Source organism: Methylibium sp. Pch-M, from assembly GCF_004136295.1.
Taxonomy (GTDB): domain Bacteria; phylum Pseudomonadota; class Gammaproteobacteria; order Burkholderiales; family Burkholderiaceae_C; genus Methylibium; species Methylibium petroleiphilum.
The window spans coordinates 3,474,183-3,491,025 of the sequence record NZ_CP029606.1 but is presented as its reverse complement, the minus strand read 5'-3'; the positions used below and the strand labels follow the sequence as shown (position 1 = coordinate 3,491,025).

The window sequence follows — 16,843 nt, the reverse complement described above, 5'->3', positions numbered from 1 at the left end:
GCATGCAGTCCGACGACCCGTCCCCCCTGGCCCGGCCCGCCTCCTGCACCGAACTCTTCACCGCCTTCACCGGCCTCGCGCTCCAGGGCTTCGGTGGTGTGCTGGCGGTGGCTCAGCGCGTGCTGTGCGACGACAAGCGCTGGCTGAGCAAGGGTGAGTTCCTCGAGGCCCTCGCGCTCGCGCAGGTGCTGCCCGGGCCGAACGTCTGCAACCTCTCGCTGATGGTGGGGGACCGCTACTTCGGAACGCGTGGCGCCTTCGCCGCGCTGGCCGGGATGATGGCGGTGCCGCTGCTGATCGTGCTGGCAGCCACGATGCTCTACGCGCAATTCGCCACCCATCCCCTGGTGGCCGGTGCCCTGCGCGGCATGGGGGCCATCGCGGCGGGCATGATCATCGGGACAGCCCTGAAGCTGGCCGCACCGCTGCGCAGCAGCCCGCTCGGCCTGCCAACGCTGGCGGCGTTGGCCACCGCCTGCTTCGTGGCCGTGGCGCTGCTGCGCTGGCCGCTGGTCTGGGTGCTGCCGGCGCTGGGCCTGCTGGCCTGCACGCTGGCATGGCGGCGCCTGAGGACCTCGGAGACGCCGGCATGACGCTGCCCGAAGGCTCGACGCTGCTGGCGCTGTTCGGCCACTTCCTGCTGCTGTCGCTGCTGTCGGTCGGTGGCGCCATCACGGTGGCACCGGACATGCACCGCTGGATGGTCGTCGAACAGCAGATGCTGAGCGATCCGCAGTTCACGTCGTCGATCGCGATCGCCCAGGCCGCGCCGGGCCCCAACGTGCTGTTCGTGGCGCTGCTCGGCTACCAGGCCGCCGGGCTGCTGGGGGCCGCGGCCACGCTGCTGGGCATCATGCTGCCGTCGGTCACGCTGGCGCTGCTGGTCACCCGCTGGGGACACGCGCGGCAGGACTGGCGTTCGGTGCGCGCCTTCAAGGTCGGCATGGCGCCGATCACGCTGGCGCTGATCGCCGCCACCGGCTGGCTGCTGGCCGCGCCGCCGAGCGAGTGGCGCTCCCTGCTGGCGACCGCCGTCGCCGCGCTGCTGGTCTGGCGCACGCGGCTGCACCTGCTGTGGATGATCGCCGCCGGCGCGCTGCTCGGCCTGCTGGGCTGGATCTGACCCCCGGCCCGCACGAACGACGTGCCGCGTGCACACTGTCCGCACTCCCCGCCCTGCCGCCGCCTCATGATCACTGTCCTCCACAACCCGGCCGCCACGCGCTTCGAAGCCAGCGTCGACGGCCTGCTCTCGGTCGCCGACTACGCCCTGCGCGGCCGCGTGATGACCCTGCACCACACCTTCGTGCCGACCGCGCTGCGCGGCCGCGGCGTGGCCGCCGCGCTGGTGCAGGAAGCTCTGGCGCATGCCCGAGCGCAGGGGCTCAAGGTGGAGCCGTCGTGCTCCTACGTGGCGAGCTACATGCGGCGCCATCCGGAGACGCAGGACCTGCATGCCTGAGTGCTGCGCCGCACCACGAAAACCGGGCCCGGCATTCGGCAGCTCGACGCGACTTCTGACCGGAATGAGGGGGGCGCATCCCCCAATCACGGCATATGCCTGTCATCTTCGCTGCCGACAATCAGAACCGTTCGATGGCGATGGAGGGCAACGCCCCGTTGACTCTCCGCGGCCACCGGACAAAGGGTCGAGCTTCCGGGCCCCGGGTCCCCTGCGGGGGACCCACCAACAGGAGCACCAACAACGAAGCCCCTGCCCCGCGGCAGGGGCTTTTCCTTCGAGGGCGACGCACCGGAGCGGGCGTTAGCATGGCCATGAAGCCCCTCGACCGGAGCCGCACGATGCGCCTGCGTGACGCCCTGCTTGCCGCCACGATCACCGCCCACGCCGGCGTTTACGCGCTACCGTGCCCCGGCGACACGGTGCCACGCGACGCCGAGGTGCTGCTGACGACCCATGTGGCCGACGGCAGCGCGCGCGGCCTCAAGCGCAGCGACCTCGAGTCGCTGCCGCCGCGCCAAGTCCGCCTTCGCCGCACGGTCGAGCGCGACGGTGCTCGCGACGATCAGATCCTGAGCTACGGCGGCTGGCTGCTGCGCGACGTGCTCACGCTTGCCGGCTTCGACGACGCCGGCCGTCGCGACACGCGCACCTGGGTCGTCGAGGCCATGGCCACCGACGGCTACCGCGCGGTGTTCTCCTGGGGCGAGCTCTACAACAGCGCGCTCGGCGAGCAGGTCTACGTGATCGGCTCGCAGGACGGTCGCGCGCTCGACGTCACCGCCGGCCCGCTGGCGCTGCGCTCGCTCGCCGACCAGCGCCCCGGGCCACGCCACGTGCGCAACCTGTGCGCGCTCGCGGTGCGGCCGTTGCCCGCACGCTGACCCGCCCATGCGCACCGCGTTGCGGCTCGAGCCCGGCGACGACCTGCGGCGCCGTCTCGAGGCGCTGACGGTCGAGCGCGGCTGGCCGGCCGCCTTCGTGATCGCCGGCATCGGCAGCCTGCGCATCACCGCACTGCGGTTGGCCGACGCGACCGAGCCGCTGCAGTTGCGGACGCCGGTCGAGATCCTGAGCCTGTGCGGCTCGCTGTCGCCCGCGGGCGCCCACCTGCACATGACCATCGCCGACGCCCAGGGCGGCGTGCTCGGCGGTCATGTGGCGGCCGGCTGCGAGGTGCGCACGACGGTCGAGCTGCTGGTCGAGGTGCTCGAAGACCTGCGCTTCGAACGCATGGCGGACGCCCGCACCGGCTATCCGGAGCTGCGAATCACGCCGCGCTGAACCCGTCCTGCATTGCGCTGTCGCCTTGGCGACAGCGCACCATTCAGCCTGCTTTCAGCTCGGCGACCTCCAGACCTGCGATCTTCTCGCCGCAGCCCGTGACGACGCCACGGGCCTTCCGCGTCCGGTGCGGTGACTGATTGGAGTTCGCGATGGTCTGGCAGCAGGTCTACAACCCCTTCGACAGCATGCTCGTCTCGACGCTGCTGGCCGCCGTGCCGGTGGCAGTGATGCTGATCGGCCTCGGCTTTCTGCACCTCAAGGCCCACATCGCCGCGGCGGCCGGCCTCGCCAGCGCGCTGGCGATCGCGATCCTCGCCTTCGGCATGCCAGCCGGCATGGCCGGTCGTGCGGCGCTGCTCGGGGGGCTGACCGGCCTGCTGCCGATCGGCTGGATCGTGCTGAACATCATCTTCCTGCACCAGCTGACCGAGCAGAACGGCAGCTTCAAGGTGCTGCAGGACTCGATCGCCGGCATCACCGAGGACCGCCGCCTGCAGTTGCTGCTGATCGCCTTCGCCTTCGGTGCCTTCTTCGAGGGCGCCGCCGGCTTCGGCACGCCGGTCGCGGTGACCGCCGCGATCCTGATCGGCCTGGGCTTCTCGCCGCTCGCGGCTTCTGGCCTGTCGCTGATCGCGAACACCGCGCCGGTGGCCTACGGCGCGCTCGGCACGCCAGTCATCACGCTGGCCAAGGTGCACGGCTACGACGTGCTGGCGGTGTCGGCGATGATCGGCCGGCAGCTGCCGTTCTTCTCGCTGCTGGTGCCGTTCTGGTTGATCTGGGCCTTCGCCGGCTGGCGCGGCATGAAGCAGATCTGGCCGGCGGTGCTGGTCACCGGCGTGAGCTTCGCGGTGCCGCAGTTCCTGGTGTCCAACTACATGGGCCCGGAACTGGTCGACGTGATCGCCGCGATCTGCTCGATGACCGCGCTGGTGTTGTTCCTGCGCGTCTGGCAGCCGTCCGAGATCTGGACCTCGGTGTCGCTGAAGGGTCACGAAAAGGACGGCGGCGAAGCGCGCGCCGCCACCGCGCCGACCCGCCATGCGCGAGCGGACGTCGTGAAGGCGTGGACGCCCTGGGTCATCCTGACGGCCTTCGTGTTCGTCTGGGGTCTGCCGGCCACCAAGGCCTGGCTGAACGGCATCTTCGCGCCCAAGTTCCCGATCGAGGGCCTGCACAAGCTGATCGAGAAGATGCCGCCGGTGGTGCCCAAGCCGACCGCCGAATCGGCGGAGTACGTGCTGGGCCTGCTGTCGGCGACCGGCTCGGGCATCCTGCTGGCCGCCGTGGTGGGCGGCCTGGTGATGGGCTATGGGCTCCCGGCGCTGGTCCAGGCCTACGGCCGGACGATCTGGCTGGTGAAATACTCGTTGCTCACCATCGTGCTGATGCTCGCGCTCGGCACGCTCACCCGCTACTCCGGTCTCGACACCACGCTGGGCCTGGCCTTCGCGTCGACCGGCGTGTTCTATCCGTTCTTCGGCACGCTGATGGGCTGGCTGGGCGTGGCGCTGACCGGTTCGGACACTGCCTCGAACGTGCTGTTCGGCGGCATGCAGAAGGTCGCGGCCGAGCAGCTGGGCCTGAGCCCGAACCTGATGGGTGCGGCCAACAGCTCCGGCGGCGTGATGGGCAAGATGATCGACGCGCAGTCCATCGTCGTCGCCTCGACCGCGACACGCTGGTTCGATCACGAAGGCGACATCCTGCGCTACGTGTTCTTCCATTCCATCGCGCTCGCGAGCCTGGTCGGCATCCTGGTGACGCTGCAGGCCTACGTGTACCCGTTCACGCTGATGGTCGTGAAGTGACGTGCCGCCGCGGACGCGGCCGGTGCAGGCCGTGACCCGGCTCGCGACTTGCATGCGGCGCACGCGTGCTGATCCCACCCCGTCCGTTCGAGCCTGCGGCGCCGACGATCCTCGACATCGAGGCCTCGGGCTTCGGCCGCGGCAGCTACCCGATCGAAGTCGGCTTCGTGCTGCCCGACGGTCGCGCGTGGTGCTCGCTGATCCGGCCCGAGCCGGACTGGCTGCACTGGGATCCGCAGGCCCAGGCCCTGCATCACATCCCGCGAGAGCTCGCGCAGCGACACGGCCGCAGCGCGGCCGAGGTCGCCGGCTCGTTGAACCAGCGCCTGAACGGCAGCGTCGCCTACTGCGACGGCTGGGCGCACGACTACCCCTGGCTGGCACGCCTGTACGACGCCGCCGAACTGACGCCGAGCTTCCGACTGGAACACCTGTTGAGCCTGCTCGACGAAGACCAGGCCCGACGCTTCGATGCCCTGAAGCGCCAGGTCATCGCCGAGTCCGGACTGCAGCGCCACCGCGCCAGCACCGACGCCCGCATGCTGCAGCTGGCACTGCGCCGACTGCGGCCCGCATCGCTGCGCCGGCGTTGAGCTGAAAGCCGTGTCGGGCTCGCCCCAGGCCGACTCGTCGGGCAGCCCCGCAGGCCCTAGCATGCCGGTCATGGAGACTCCCGAACCTGCCTGGCGCGCACGGCTCCGCACCTGGTCCGCCAGCAGCCGCCTGCTGGTGTCGGCCACGCTGGGCGGCGGGGTCGCAGCCACGTGCCGGATCGCGGATTTGCCGTGGGTGGAGTCCCTGCTGGTCGGCTGGTGCGGCTTCGCCCTCCTCTCCCTGTTGTTGTCGGGGCTGACGCTGGGCCTGCACGGCGACATCCCCCGGCCCGACGAGGTGGCCCGCAACGACCAGAGCAGCACCGCGATGCTGGTGGTCGTGCTGCTCGGCTGTGCGGCCAGCATCACCGCGATCGGCGCGCTGCTGCTGACCAGCCGGGACCTGCCGGCCGGCGAGCGCTGGCCGCATGGGCTGCTGGCGGTGGTGGCGATCGTGCTGTCGTGGCTGCTGATCCACGTGCGCTTCGCCTTTCACTACGCCCACCGCGATCTCGAGGCACGCCCCGCGTCGAAGGGCCGGGCCGCGCTCGACTTCCCGGGCACGCCCGAGCCCGACTACCTGGACTACCTGTACTTCTCGTTCGTGATCGGCATGACCTCGCAGGTTTCCGACGTGACGGTGCACACGCGGGCGATGCGTCGCCTGGTGCTGTGGCACGGCCTGCTGTCCTTCGGCTTCAACCTGCTCATCCTGGCGCTGGCCGTCAACACACTGGCCGCACTGTTCCAGTAGCAGCCCTTGCGGCTATGCTGCGACCCTGTTTTCAAAGGAAGCGATCATGAACACCACTCCCTCGGGCCTGAAGTACGAAGACCCGCTGATCGGCAACGGCCCGACCGCCACCGTGGGCAAGAACGTCCGTGTGCACTACACCGGCTGGCTCTACAACGACGGCAGCGCCGGGCGAAAGTTCGATTCCAGCAAGGATCGCGGCGATCCGTTCGAGTTCCCGCTCGGCGGCGGCATGGTGATCCGCGGCTGGGACGAAGGCGTGGCCGGCATGCAGGTCGGCGGTACGCGGCGCCTGGTGATCCCGCCAGCGCTCGGCTACGGCGCACGCGGCGCCGGCGGCGTGATTCCGCCGAACGCGACGTTGCTGTTCGAGGTCGAGCTGCTCGCCGTCATCGGCTGAGCCGTCGCAGCGGGGCAGTGCCCGGGCGGCTCAAGTCCGGCGATGCGCTGCCGAAATCGCCGTGTCGTGGACCGTCCCCTGCGGGCGTGTCCCGACGCGACCTCGATGAACGAAAATTCCTCCGCCCGCTCGCCCCTCACGTCACCGGTCACGCTCCACAGCGCGCTGCTGGCGGCGGCCGTGCTGCTGCTCGCCGTGCTCGGCGTCGTGACGCAGCTGAGTCTCGACACGGCCAACCGCAACGAGGTGCAGCGCGCACTGCGCGATACCGAGCGCAACACGCAGAAGCTGGCCGTGCGCGTCGGCGAAGTGCTCGACCGCGTCGACCAGACCACGCTGCTGGTCAAGTCGCTGCACGAGACCGGCAACCCGATGAGCCTGTCCGGACTGCGCGCCGCCGGACTCGTGACGCTGGACACGACCCGCGCCCTGCTCATCACCGATCGCCGTGGCGTCGTGCAGGAAAGCACCTCGCCCGACGTTGCGCTGAACCTCGCCGACGAAGACGATTTCAAGCGCCACCTCCACGATCCCGCCCTCGGTCTGAGCATCGGCGCGCCTCAGCCCGATCATCTGAATGGCGGTTGGATGCTGCCGGTGATGCGCCGTCTCACCCACGACGGCCAGTTCGACGGCGTCGTCGTCGCGATGCTCGATCCCGGCTCTCTGACCAAGGGCTTCGATCACGGCGAGGCGCCGGGCACCGTCATCACGGTGATCGGCCTCGACAACATCAACCGCTCACGGCGTCTGGACGGCAGCATCAGCTTCGGCGAGAAGGTCGACGCCCAGAAGGTGCTGCAGCGCTCGCGCGAGATCCGCGAGACGCTCCAGCCCTTCTACAGCCAAGTCGACGGCACGGCCCGCTTCTTCACGGCGCTGCCGATCGATCGCTATCCGATGGTTGCCGTCGTGGCCGTCTCGGCCGACGCCGTGACGGCCGGCTACCAGCAAACGCGGCTTCGTCTCCTCGGCTGGTCCGCGGCCGTCGCACTGCTGATCGTGTTCGGGACGCTGGTGCTGTGGCGGCAGGCCCGCGGGCTCGACAGCAGCCGGCGCGAGGCCCGCCGGGCCAAGGCGCTTTACGTCGCCACACTCGACGGCAGCCTGGATGCACTGTGGCTGATGCGTGCCGAGCGGGATGCGTCGGGACAGGCACACGATTTCGTGATCACCGACGCCAACCGCCGTGCGGGCGCCATGCTCGGGCTGGACCCCGCTGCGATGATCGGGCGTCGCGCAACCGAGTTGGTGCCGTCGATCCGCGAAGATGGCCTGCTGGACCTGCTGCTCACGGTACTGCAACGGCAGAAGCCGATGGATGTCGAGGCCCAGGCCGTCGCGACCTCGATGCGCGGGCGCTGGATGCACTTCCAGGTCGTCCCGGTCGAGGAGGGCGTGGCGCTGATCACGCGCGACATCGACGACCGCAAGCGCGCCGAAGGGCAGCTCGCCGACATCGCACGCCGGGATGCCTTGACGCAGTTGCCGAACCGCCGTCATTTCGAGGAACAGCTCGAACTGGCCGCGGCCCGCGCTCAACGCAGCGGTCGGCCGATGGCCCTCGTCTACCTCGATCTCGACGGCTTCAAGCGCGTCAACGACACGCTCGGTCACGAAGCGGGGGATCGGTTGCTGATCTCGGTCGCGCTGCGCCTGACGGCCTGCGTGCGCGTGACCGATCTCGTCAGCCGGCTCGGGGGCGACGAATTCACCGTGATCCTGGAAGAGTCGGGAACGGCCGAGGATCGTCTTCAGCTGTGTGAGCGCATCCTCGCCCAGCTGTCCGAACCGCACCTGCTGGCCGGCCAGGCGACCGTGTCGACGCCGAGCCTGGGCATGGCCGTCTACCTGCCGGGTGAATCGCTCGACAGCCTGCGCAAGCGTGCCGACGGCGCCATGTACGACGCCAAGCGAGCCGGCAAGGCCTGCCTGCGGATTGCAGCCTCTGCCAGCGCGGTGGGTTGAGCAACGCCGGGGCGCCGTCGCGCGGGGCCCTTCGCCCGATCTAGGACCAGGTCAGGTCGCCGCAGATCACCTGCAGTTCCCCGCCCTGACTGGCAGGGGCCCGGAAGGCGGTGGAGACCGTCACGCACAGGTGCGAGCCGTGCAAGGTGCGGTATGGCCGGGTGACCTGCACCTTGCCGACCGCCGCGACGGCGCGGCGGAAATAGGGCCGACGCGCCCAGCGCGCACCGCGCGTGTCGCGAAACGGCTCGAACGCCGTGCCGTTGCCCGCGGCGGGGCTGCGGCCCCACTGGTTCACGCCCACCTGCCGGCCGTCCTGGCCGAGCAGATAGCAGAGTTCGGTGCCCGGCAAGGCCAGGAAGGACTGCGTCGCCTCCTCGAGCGGACGCCCGCCGGCCAGCAGCGCCGACGCGTAGCCGATGGCGTTGAAATACGGCGCGATGCGCTCGCGATAGCCCGCGTCCTCTTCGCGCCAGCGCTCGCCGAAGCCGCTCCAGATCGCGTTCAGGGCCTCGCTGGCGTGATCCGGCCGGACCAGCGCCGCCTGCGGCCGCGCGAAGAAATAGCCCTGCACCAGGTCGGCGTCGGCTTCCAGCGCGACGAAGGCCTCGGCCTCCGTTTCCACGCCTTCCATCAGCACCAGCGCGCCGCATTCGTGCAGCAGCGAGGTCATCTGGATCACGACACGGCGCGCACGCAGGTCGAGCGCCGCGCGCTCGACCAGGCTGCGGTCGAGCTTGACGATCTCGGGGCGCAGGCGCCACACGCGATCGAAGTTGGAATGCCCGGCGCCGAAGTCGTCGAGCGCGATCAGGCCCCCTTGGGAACGGATGGTCGCGACGGCGGCATCGAAGTTCGCGTCGTCGCGCACCGCGTCCTCGAGCACCTCGACGACGATCTGCTTGGGTTGCAACCGCAGGTCGGCGGGCATCGCTTCGCTGCAGGCATCGAAGGTCGTCTGCGGCGACTGCAGGAAGACCTGCGGGTGCAGGTTCAGGAACAGCCACTGGGACTGCGGCGCCGCCTTGGCGTAGTTCGCCATGTGCATGGTGCGCACCAGCTGGTCGCGCCACAGCAGTTCGTCGAAGTCGTATCCGTCGAAGAACCGCGGCGGCGGCAGTCCGGCGCCGGTCACGTCGCTGGCACGCAGCAAGGCCTCGTGACCGACCACACGGCCATGCGACAGGCTGAAGATCGGCTGGAAATGACTGGCGAGCCGGAGACCGGCATGGTGGCCTGTGACCGATTGGCCGGCCGGGCCGCCAAGACCACTCAGGCAGGCCAGCGCTGCTTCGAAACTCGGGGTCAGGGGCGGGACAGCGGACATCGGTCGTTGCACAAGCAGAGAACGCGCCCGGCAAGGCGCCACTCCCGGGTATCGGTCACGAAACGCGCGACTGAAGCACTATTTCGCCGCCCGAGTCTCTTCGCCCGTCGCCGGATCGAGTCGCCCGCACCGGGCGTTCCCCGGTGGATCGGATGCGCCCAGCATGTGACCCCGCACACGCTGGACGAGAATGCGACCTCCGTTCGCCCCGCCCCGACTGCTCCAATGCCCCGCCTGCCTTCCCTGCGTCACACCTTGCTGAGCAGCCGCGACCTGCTGATGACCGCCGGCCCGTTCGTGCTGCTGACGGTGGCGCTCCTGGCGCTGGCCTACTGGGCACTCGACCCGAGCCCGCCGAAGAAGCTGGTGCTGGCCACCGGGCCGGAACAGGGGGCGTACGCCGAGTTCGGCAAACGCTACCAGGCGGCGCTGGCCAAGCACCGCATCCAGGTCGAACTGCGCACGACCCAGGGTGCGGCGGAGAACCTGAAGCTGCTCGAGGACCCGGACTCGGGCGTCGACTTCGGCTTCGTGCAGGGCGGTGCCGGTCGCCTGCGGGGCGGCGACGAAGCGCCTCCACCGGATCTGGTGTCGCTGGGCAGCCTGTTCTACGAGCCGATCTGGCTGTTCTATCGCGAGGACAGCGCCAGGCGGCTGATCGGCAGCGAGCGGCTCGACTCGGTGGCGAAGCTCAAGGGCTGGCGCGTCAACATCGGGGCCCAGGGCAGCGGCATCACCAACCTGATGCGACGGCTGCTCGACACCAACGGCCTCGGGCCCGAGGACATCGTCGCCCAGCGGCTGACGCAGACACCGGCCGTCGTGAGCCTGCTCGATGGCAACACCGACGCGCTGGCGCTGGTCTCCGCGCCCGAGGCCCCGATGGTGCAGTTGCTGCTGCTGACGCCCGGCATCCGCCTGATGAGCTTCGACCAGGCCGAGGCGTACGCGCGCCGCCTGCCGATGCTGACGCCGGTGAGCCTGCCGCGCGGCGTGGTGAAGCTGGCCGAGGACGTACCGCCTGAGGACATCGAGCTGCTGGCCCCCACGGCCGCGCTGGTTGCGCGCGCATCGTCCCATCCGGCCCTGCAGCAGCTGTTCGTGCAGGCCGCCAACGCGATCCACAGCGAAGCGGGCTGGTTCCAGCGCCGCGGCGAGTTTCCGAACCGGCGCGCGGTGGAACTGCCGATGTCGAAGGAGGCCGACCGCTTCTTCGAGACCGGTCCGCCCTGGCTGCAGCGCTACCTGCCGTTCTGGGTCGCGAACCTGATCGACCGGATGTGGGTGGTGCTGGCCTCGATCATCGTGGTGCTGATCCCGCTGTCGCGCGTGGTGCCGCCGCTGTACGAACTGCGCATCCGCTCGCGGGTGTTCCGCTGGTACGGCCGGCTGCGCCAGATCGAGGAAAGCCTGGCCGACGCCCCGGACGGGCCGGCCGATGCCCAACCGCTGATGGACGAGCTCGACGCGCTCGATGCCCGCGTCAAGCAGTTGCAGGTCCCGCTGTCGCATGCCGACGAGCTGTATGCGCTGCGCAGCCACATCGACCTGGTGCGCAAGAAGCTGCGCGCACTGGGCGCCCAGACCCCGGCAGCCACCCCATGACGGTGGGCTGCCTTCCGCGTGGCCGACGCCGGCCCGACACGTCCGCCCCATCCGCCGACGCTCCCCACGACGACATTCCCCGCCAGGCGCTCGGAGGCGCCTCGTCATGAACGCTCCCTCCCCTTCCCGCGCCGACGGCGCGCCGCGCCCTCGCGTGGTCATCATCGGCTGTGGTTTTGGCGGCATCGAAGCCGTCCGCTCGCTGTCCAGGGCCGACGTCGAGATCATGCTGATCGACCGCACCAACCACCATCTGTTCCAGCCGCTGCTCTACCAGGTGGCGACCGCCAACCTCTCGGCGCCCGCGATCTCGGGCCCGATCCGCCACATCCTGCGCCGCGAGATGCAGCGCGGCAACCTGACCATCCTGCTCGGCGAGGTGACCGGCATCGACACGGCCACGCGCAGCGTCACGCTCGACGGCCGCGAACGCATCGCCTACGACCACCTCATCGTCGCCGCCGGTGCCACCCACAGCTACTTCGGCCACGACGACTGGGCCGCCCATGCGCCGGGCCTGAAGACCCTGGCCGACGCCTTCACGATCCGGCGCCGCGTGCTGATGGCCTTCGAGCATGCCGAGCGAGAAACCGACCCCGCGAAGCGCGAAGCGTGGCTCACGTTCGCGGTGGTCGGCGCCGGGCCGACCGGCGTGGAGCTGGCCGGGCAGCTGGCCGAGATCGCGCACCACACGCTGCACGACGAATTCCGCCGCATCGACTCGCGCCGCTCGCGCGTGGTGCTGGTCGAGGGCGGTCCGCGCGTGCTGGGCGCCTTCAGCGAGCAGCTGTCGCAGCGTGCGCTCGAGCAACTGCAGTCGCTCGGCGTGGAGGTCCGCACCGGCGCCAGCGTCACCGCGATCGACGCCGAGGGACTGAGCTACGCCGGTGCCGACGGCCCGCAGCGCATCGCGGCGCAGACCGTGGTCTGGGCCGCCGGCGTGGCCGCCTCGAAGCTGGGGCGGGCCCTCGCCGAGCTCACCGGCTGCACACTGGACCGCGCCGGCCGCGTGGTGGTGGAGCCCGACCTCAGCCTGGCCGGCCACCCCGAGATCCACGTCGTCGGCGATCTCGCAGCGGCGCAGAGCCACCCGAAGCGCGGCGCGCCGACGCCGGTGCCCGGCGTCAGCCCGGCGGCCAAGCAGATGGGGCGCACCGCCGCGACCAACCTGCTGCGCAGCCTGCGCGGTGAACCGACGGCAGCGTTCCGCTACAACGACTATGGCGCACTGGCGACCATCGGCCGCCGCGCCGCGATCGCGATGGTCGACCTGCCGGTGTTCGGGCGTGTGCACTTCAGCGGCATGCCCGCCTGGCTGTTCTGGCTGTTCGTGCACATCTATTTCCTGATCGGTTTCCGCAACCGCCTGGTGGTACTCAGCGACTGGGCCTGGGCCTACTTCAGCTTCGAACGCCAGGCTCGCGTGGTGGCCGAGGCGGAGGCCGATGCCCACCGGCCGGCGGCCGGCTAGGCGAGGTTCTAAGATCGAGGCCACCGGGGCGGTGCGGTCGCCAGCCTCGATCAGGACCCGCATGGACACACGCACTTCCTCGATCCGGCTGCGCCTGGAGCGCCTGCGCGCCACGATGGCCGCGCGGCAGACCGATGCCGTGCTGCTGCCGTCCAGCGATCCGCACCTGTCGGAGTACCTGCCCGGGCACTGGCAGGGCCGCGCGTGGTTTTCCGGTTTCACCGGCTCGATGGCCACGCTGGTGGTGCTGGCCGATCGCGCCGCGCTGTTCGCCGACAGCCGCTACTGGGTGCAGGCCGAGGCCCAGCTCGCCGGCACCGGCATCGAGCTGGTGAAGATCGCCACCGGCACCGCGGCCACGCACATCGAATGGATCGCCACCGCGCTGCGCCCCGGCCAGACGCTCGCCGTCGACGGCGCGGTGCTGGGCCTTGCGGCCGCGAAGCAGTTGCGCGAGGTGATGGACGCCGCCGGCATCGTGCTGCGCACCGATACCGATCCGCTCGCAGCCGCGTGGCCGGAGCGCCCGACGCTGCCCGCCGTGCCGGTCTACGAGCATCGTGCGCCGCACGCGCCGCTGTCGCGCGGCGAGAAGCTGTCGCAGCTGCGCGCGGCCATGGCGAACCGCGGCGCGAGCCACCACCTCGTCTCCACGCTGGACGACCTGGCCTGGCTGTTCAACCTGCGTGGCGCCGACGTCGACTACAACCCGGTGTTCCTGGCGCACGCGCTGGTGTCCACAGAGGCCGCGCTGCTGTTCATCGGCGAGGGCAAGGTCGAGGCCGCTCTGGCCGCCGCACTGGCCGCCGACGGCGTGCAGTTGCACCCCTACGCGCAGGCGCGGGCCGCCCTCGCGGCGCTCCCCGGCGATGCGCGCCTGCTGGTCGATCCGCGTCGCGTGACGCTGGGGCTGCGCGAAGCCGTGCCGTCCTCGGTGCGGCTCATCGAGGCCGTGAACCCGTCCACGCTCGCCAAGAGCCGCAAGTCCGCACCCGAGGCCGCCTTCATCCGCGAAGCGATGGCGCGCGACGGCGCGGCGATGTGCGCGTTCTATGCGTGGTTCGAGAACGCGCTCGGTCGCGAGCCGATCACCGAACTGACCATCGACGAGCGCCTGAGCGCCGAACGCGCGCGCCAGCCCGACTACGTATCGCTGAGCTTCCCGGTGATCGCCGGCTTCAATGCCAACGGCGCGATGCCGCACTACCGGGCCACGCCGGAAGCCCATGCGGTGATCTCCAGCGCCGCCGGTGTCGCTGCCGACGGGCTGCTGCTGATCGACTCCGGCGCGCAGTACCTGGGCGGCACGACCGACATCACGCGCGTCTGGCCGATCGGCAAGCCGACCGAGGCGATGAAGCACGACTGCACGCGGGTGCTGAAGGGCACGATCGCGCTGAGCCAGGCGCGCTTCCCGCGCGGCACGGCGAGCCCGATGCTCGACGCGATCGCACGGGCACCGCTGTGGGCCGCATCGCTCGACTACGGGCACGGCACCGGCCACGGCGTGGGCTATTTCCTCAACGTGCACGAAGGCCCGCAGTCGATCAGCAAGGCCGTGCCGACGCCCGACATGGCGATGGAGCCGGGCATGGTCACCAGCATCGAGCCCGGTCTGTACCGGCCGGGCCGCTGGGGCGTGCGCATCGAGAACCTGGTGCTCAACGTGCCGGCACCGGGCGACGAGTTCGGCGACTTCCTCGCGTTCGAGACCCTGACGCTGTGCCCCATCGACACGCGCTGCCTAGAGCGTTCACTGCTGCGCGCCGACGAGATCGACTGGCTGAACCGCTACCACGCCACGGTGCGCGAGCGGCTCGCGCCGCTCGTCAGTGGCGCGGCGCGGGCCTGGCTGCTGGCGCGCACGCAGCCGGTCTGATGCGGCGGCGCTCGGCCGCCTGCCCGCGCGCTATTCCTCGTCGCCGCCCAGCACCGCCCCCAGCAAGCCCCCGGCGCCGAAGCCGCCGAGCACCGAGCCCTCCTCGCGCGAACCGCCCCGCTGCGGCGCCGCGGCGAACACCCGCGACGCGAGCCGCGAGAACGGCAGGCTCTGCAGCCACACCGTGCCCGGACCGGTCAGCTTGGCGAAGAACAGGCCCTCGCCACCGAACAGTGCCGTCTTGACCTTGCCGACGTACTGGATCTCGAAGTCCACGTTCTGCGTGTAGGCCACGACGCAACCGGTGTCGACCAGCAGCGTCTGACCGGGCTGCAGTTCGCGCTTGAGCACGGTGCCGCCGGCATGCACGAAGGCCAGGCCGTCGCCATCGAGCTTCTGCATGATGAAGCCCTCGCCGCCGAAGAAGCCGACCGACAGCTTGCGCTGGAAGGCAATGCCCAGGCTCACGCCGCGCGCGGCACACAGGAAGGCGTCCTTCTGGCAGATCAGCGTGCCGCCCAGGGTCCGCAGGTCCATCGGCAGGATCTTGCCGGGGTACGGGGCCGCGAACGCCACGCGCTGCTTGCTGCCGACGTTGTTGGTGTAGACCGTCGTGAACAGCGATTCGCCGGTCACCAGGCGCTTGCCGGCCCCCAGCAGCTTGCCGAAGAAGCCGCCCTGTTGCGCCGATGCGTCGCCGAACACCGTGTCCATGCCGATGCCGGCGTCCATGAACATCATGCTGCCGGCTTCGCCGATGGCGGCCTCGCCGGGGTCGAGTTCCACCTCGACGAACTGCATCTCTGCGCCTTTGATCTCGTAATCGATCACGTCCATCGCCATGCTCGGTCTCCGTCAGTGCGTTTGCGCACAATCTTGCGGGGCACGATGGTAGCGAAGTGCCGTGAACTCCTGCCGGTCCGCGAACGGCCTCCTGCGCCGGCGCCGCTTGGGACCTGACGCGCACCCCCTTTTGGGGGAGCCATCACCCACGCCTCGACTCCCAGAATCGCGGGTTACCCCTTGCAGAAACCGCCCGTGACCTCCGATTTCACGATCCACCTGCCGACGCTGATGCTGCTGGCCGTCGTCGTGATGGGGGCGACCGCAGCGATCATGTCGGTGTTCGGCCTGAGCCAGCGCGTCTACCGCGGCTACTGGTGGTGGGTGGGCGCCATGTGGCTGGCCACGCTGGGCGCGGTGCTGCACGGCCTGCGCGGCGTGTGGCCCGCGGCCGTGGTCCCGGCCTGCCTGCTGGTGCTGGCCTGGCCGGTGCTGGTCACCACCGGGCTGCGGCGCTTCTTCTCGCGTGACCGGCAGTTCTCTTCGACGCGGGTCGACGTGGCGCTGTACGCCGCCTGCTACCTCACCTGGCTCGCGTGCTGGCTGGCCGGCACGCGGCAGGAGATCCGTTCGCTGGCCTACGGCGCCGGGTCGATGATCCTGCTGCTGTACGCCGCCGTCTTCATCGGCAAGCTCGACGACTTCCGCCGCAGTCCGGCCCTCAAGCTGCTGATGGCGGTGATGATCGTTCAGGCCGCCGTCCCCATGCTGCGCCTGGCCAGCATGTTCTCCCAGGGCGCCGGCGCGCTGCCCGCTCAATCGCTGGTGGTCACCGGCGTGGTGCTGCCGTTGCTCCTGAGCATGCTGTTCACGGTCTACCTCTGCCTGGTGCTCACGCACGAGCGCACCGTGCGCGACCTGCGCGAGACCCAGCGCCAGCTGCGCGTGCTGGCCGACATCGACATGCTCACCCAGGTGCCGAACCGCCGTCACTTCGAGGAATTGGCCACCGCGATCGTCGGCAACGGCGCCGCGCCGCCGTCGGTGCTGATGCTGTTCGACATCGACCACTTCAAGCACGTCAACGACAACCACGGCCATGCCGTCGGCGATGCGGCGCTGCGGCTGGTGGCCCGCTGCACGCGCGACACGCTGCGCACACGCGACGTGATGGGCCGTGTCGGGGGTGACGAGTTCATGCTGCTGCTGCCGGGCGCCAGCGTCGACGACGCGCTGCACGTGGCAGACCGCATCACGCGCAACCTCGACCAGGCGAGCAAGAACTTCCCGCTGCCACTGAGCCTGAGCTTCGGGCTGGTGCAGATCCACACCGGCGAATCGCTCGCCGCGGCACAGCACCGCGCCGACCTCGCGCTCTACGAAGCCAAGCGCCAGGGCCGACGCCGCGCCGTACCGGCCCGGCAGGACGGCCCCGATACGGTGTTCGGCGAGAGCCGGTCGCTGGGGCTCGATCCGCTCTGAGCGGTGGGCGGGGCGCCAGCG

General features: G+C 70.4%; 16 protein-coding genes. 14 read left to right on the top strand and 2 right to left on the bottom strand.

The features are described from left to right. Positions 1 to 2 precede the first annotated feature (2 nt). The 10 genes from C1M51_RS16770 to C1M51_RS16725 all read left to right on the top strand — a co-directional run bounded on the left by C1M51_RS16770 (position 3) and on the right by C1M51_RS16725 (position 8,275). Positions 3 to 593, top strand: a complete 591-nt coding sequence (locus C1M51_RS16770; RefSeq protein ID WP_129451584.1) for a chromate transporter — start codon at positions 3 to 5, stop codon at positions 591 to 593. Beyond that, positions 590 to 1,123 carry a chromate transporter gene (locus C1M51_RS16765; protein ID WP_129451582.1) on the top strand — a complete coding sequence of 178 codons (534 nt, stop codon included), beginning with the start codon at positions 590 to 592 and terminating at the stop codon, positions 1,121 to 1,123. The genes C1M51_RS16770 and C1M51_RS16765 overlap by 4 nt, the downstream gene beginning before the upstream one ends. A 66-nt stretch (positions 1,124 to 1,189) precedes the next feature. Then, positions 1,190 to 1,462, top strand: a complete 273-nt coding sequence (locus C1M51_RS16760) for a GNAT family N-acetyltransferase (protein ID WP_129451580.1) — start codon at positions 1,190 to 1,192, stop codon at positions 1,460 to 1,462. A gap of 308 nt (positions 1,463 to 1,770) precedes the next feature. After that, entirely contained in the window at positions 1,771 to 2,346 is a 576-nt protein-coding gene (locus C1M51_RS16755; RefSeq protein WP_129451578.1) for an oxidoreductase, read from the top strand. A 7-nt stretch (positions 2,347 to 2,353) separates the two neighbouring features. Further along, positions 2,354 to 2,746: a PPC domain-containing DNA-binding protein gene (locus C1M51_RS16750; protein ID WP_129451576.1), complete on the top strand. Its 393-nt coding sequence runs from the start codon at positions 2,354 to 2,356 to the stop codon at positions 2,744 to 2,746. Between the two features lie 152 nt (positions 2,747 to 2,898). Then, positions 2,899 to 4,560, top strand: a complete 1,662-nt coding sequence (locus C1M51_RS16745) for an L-lactate permease (protein ID WP_129451574.1) — start codon at positions 2,899 to 2,901, stop codon at positions 4,558 to 4,560. Positions 4,561 to 4,625: 65 nt separating this feature from the next. Further along, on the top strand, positions 4,626 to 5,153 hold the full coding sequence (locus C1M51_RS16740) for a hypothetical protein (protein ID WP_129451572.1): 528 nt from the start codon (positions 4,626 to 4,628) through the stop codon (positions 5,151 to 5,153). A gap of 70 nt (positions 5,154 to 5,223) precedes the next feature. Then, the gene (locus C1M51_RS16735) at positions 5,224 to 5,907 is read left to right on the top strand and encodes a DUF1345 domain-containing protein (protein ID WP_165349714.1); all 684 of its coding nucleotides are present in this window, start codon (positions 5,224 to 5,226) and stop codon (positions 5,905 to 5,907) included. 46 nt (positions 5,908 to 5,953) lie between these two features. Beyond that, positions 5,954 to 6,307 carry an FKBP-type peptidyl-prolyl cis-trans isomerase gene (locus tag C1M51_RS16730; RefSeq protein ID WP_011829805.1) on the top strand — a complete coding sequence of 118 codons (354 nt, stop codon included), beginning with the start codon at positions 5,954 to 5,956 and terminating at the stop codon, positions 6,305 to 6,307. A gap of 105 nt (positions 6,308 to 6,412) precedes the next feature. Further along, positions 6,413 to 8,275 carry a diguanylate cyclase domain-containing protein gene (locus tag C1M51_RS16725; protein WP_165349713.1) on the top strand — a complete coding sequence of 621 codons (1,863 nt, stop codon included), beginning with the start codon at positions 6,413 to 6,415 and terminating at the stop codon, positions 8,273 to 8,275. A gap of 40 nt (positions 8,276 to 8,315) precedes the next feature. On the opposite strand, the gene C1M51_RS16720 is transcribed toward C1M51_RS16725, so the two are convergent. Next, a complete protein-coding gene (locus tag C1M51_RS16720) occupies positions 8,316 to 9,602 on the bottom strand; it encodes an EAL domain-containing protein (RefSeq protein WP_129451566.1) in 1,287 nt (428 codons plus the stop codon). Between the two features lie 225 nt (positions 9,603 to 9,827). On the opposite strand from C1M51_RS16720, the gene C1M51_RS16715 reads away from it, so the two are divergent. From C1M51_RS16715 to C1M51_RS16705, 3 genes are all read left to right on the top strand, one after another. Then, a complete protein-coding gene (locus tag C1M51_RS16715; protein WP_129451564.1) occupies positions 9,828 to 11,207 on the top strand; it encodes a TAXI family TRAP transporter solute-binding subunit in 1,380 nt (459 codons plus the stop codon). Between the two features lie 106 nt (positions 11,208 to 11,313). After that, positions 11,314 to 12,678: an NAD(P)/FAD-dependent oxidoreductase gene (locus C1M51_RS16710; protein WP_129451562.1), complete on the top strand. Its 1,365-nt coding sequence runs from the start codon at positions 11,314 to 11,316 to the stop codon at positions 12,676 to 12,678. A 61-nt stretch (positions 12,679 to 12,739) separates the two neighbouring features. After that, a complete protein-coding gene (locus C1M51_RS16705; RefSeq protein ID WP_129451560.1) occupies positions 12,740 to 14,557 on the top strand; it encodes an aminopeptidase P family protein in 1,818 nt (605 codons plus the stop codon). A 30-nt stretch (positions 14,558 to 14,587) separates the two neighbouring features. Here C1M51_RS16705 and C1M51_RS16700 read toward each other — a convergent pair whose 3' ends face one another. Then, the gene (locus tag C1M51_RS16700) at positions 14,588 to 15,400 is read right to left on the bottom strand and encodes a TIGR00266 family protein (protein ID WP_129451558.1); all 813 of its coding nucleotides are present in this window, start codon (positions 15,398 to 15,400) and stop codon (positions 14,588 to 14,590) included. Positions 15,401 to 15,595: 195 nt separating this feature from the next. On the opposite strand from C1M51_RS16700, the gene C1M51_RS16695 reads away from it, so the two are divergent. Next, positions 15,596 to 16,822 carry a GGDEF domain-containing protein gene (locus tag C1M51_RS16695; RefSeq protein ID WP_129451556.1) on the top strand — a complete coding sequence of 409 codons (1,227 nt, stop codon included), beginning with the start codon at positions 15,596 to 15,598 and terminating at the stop codon, positions 16,820 to 16,822. Positions 16,823 to 16,843: the final 21 nt, after the last annotated feature.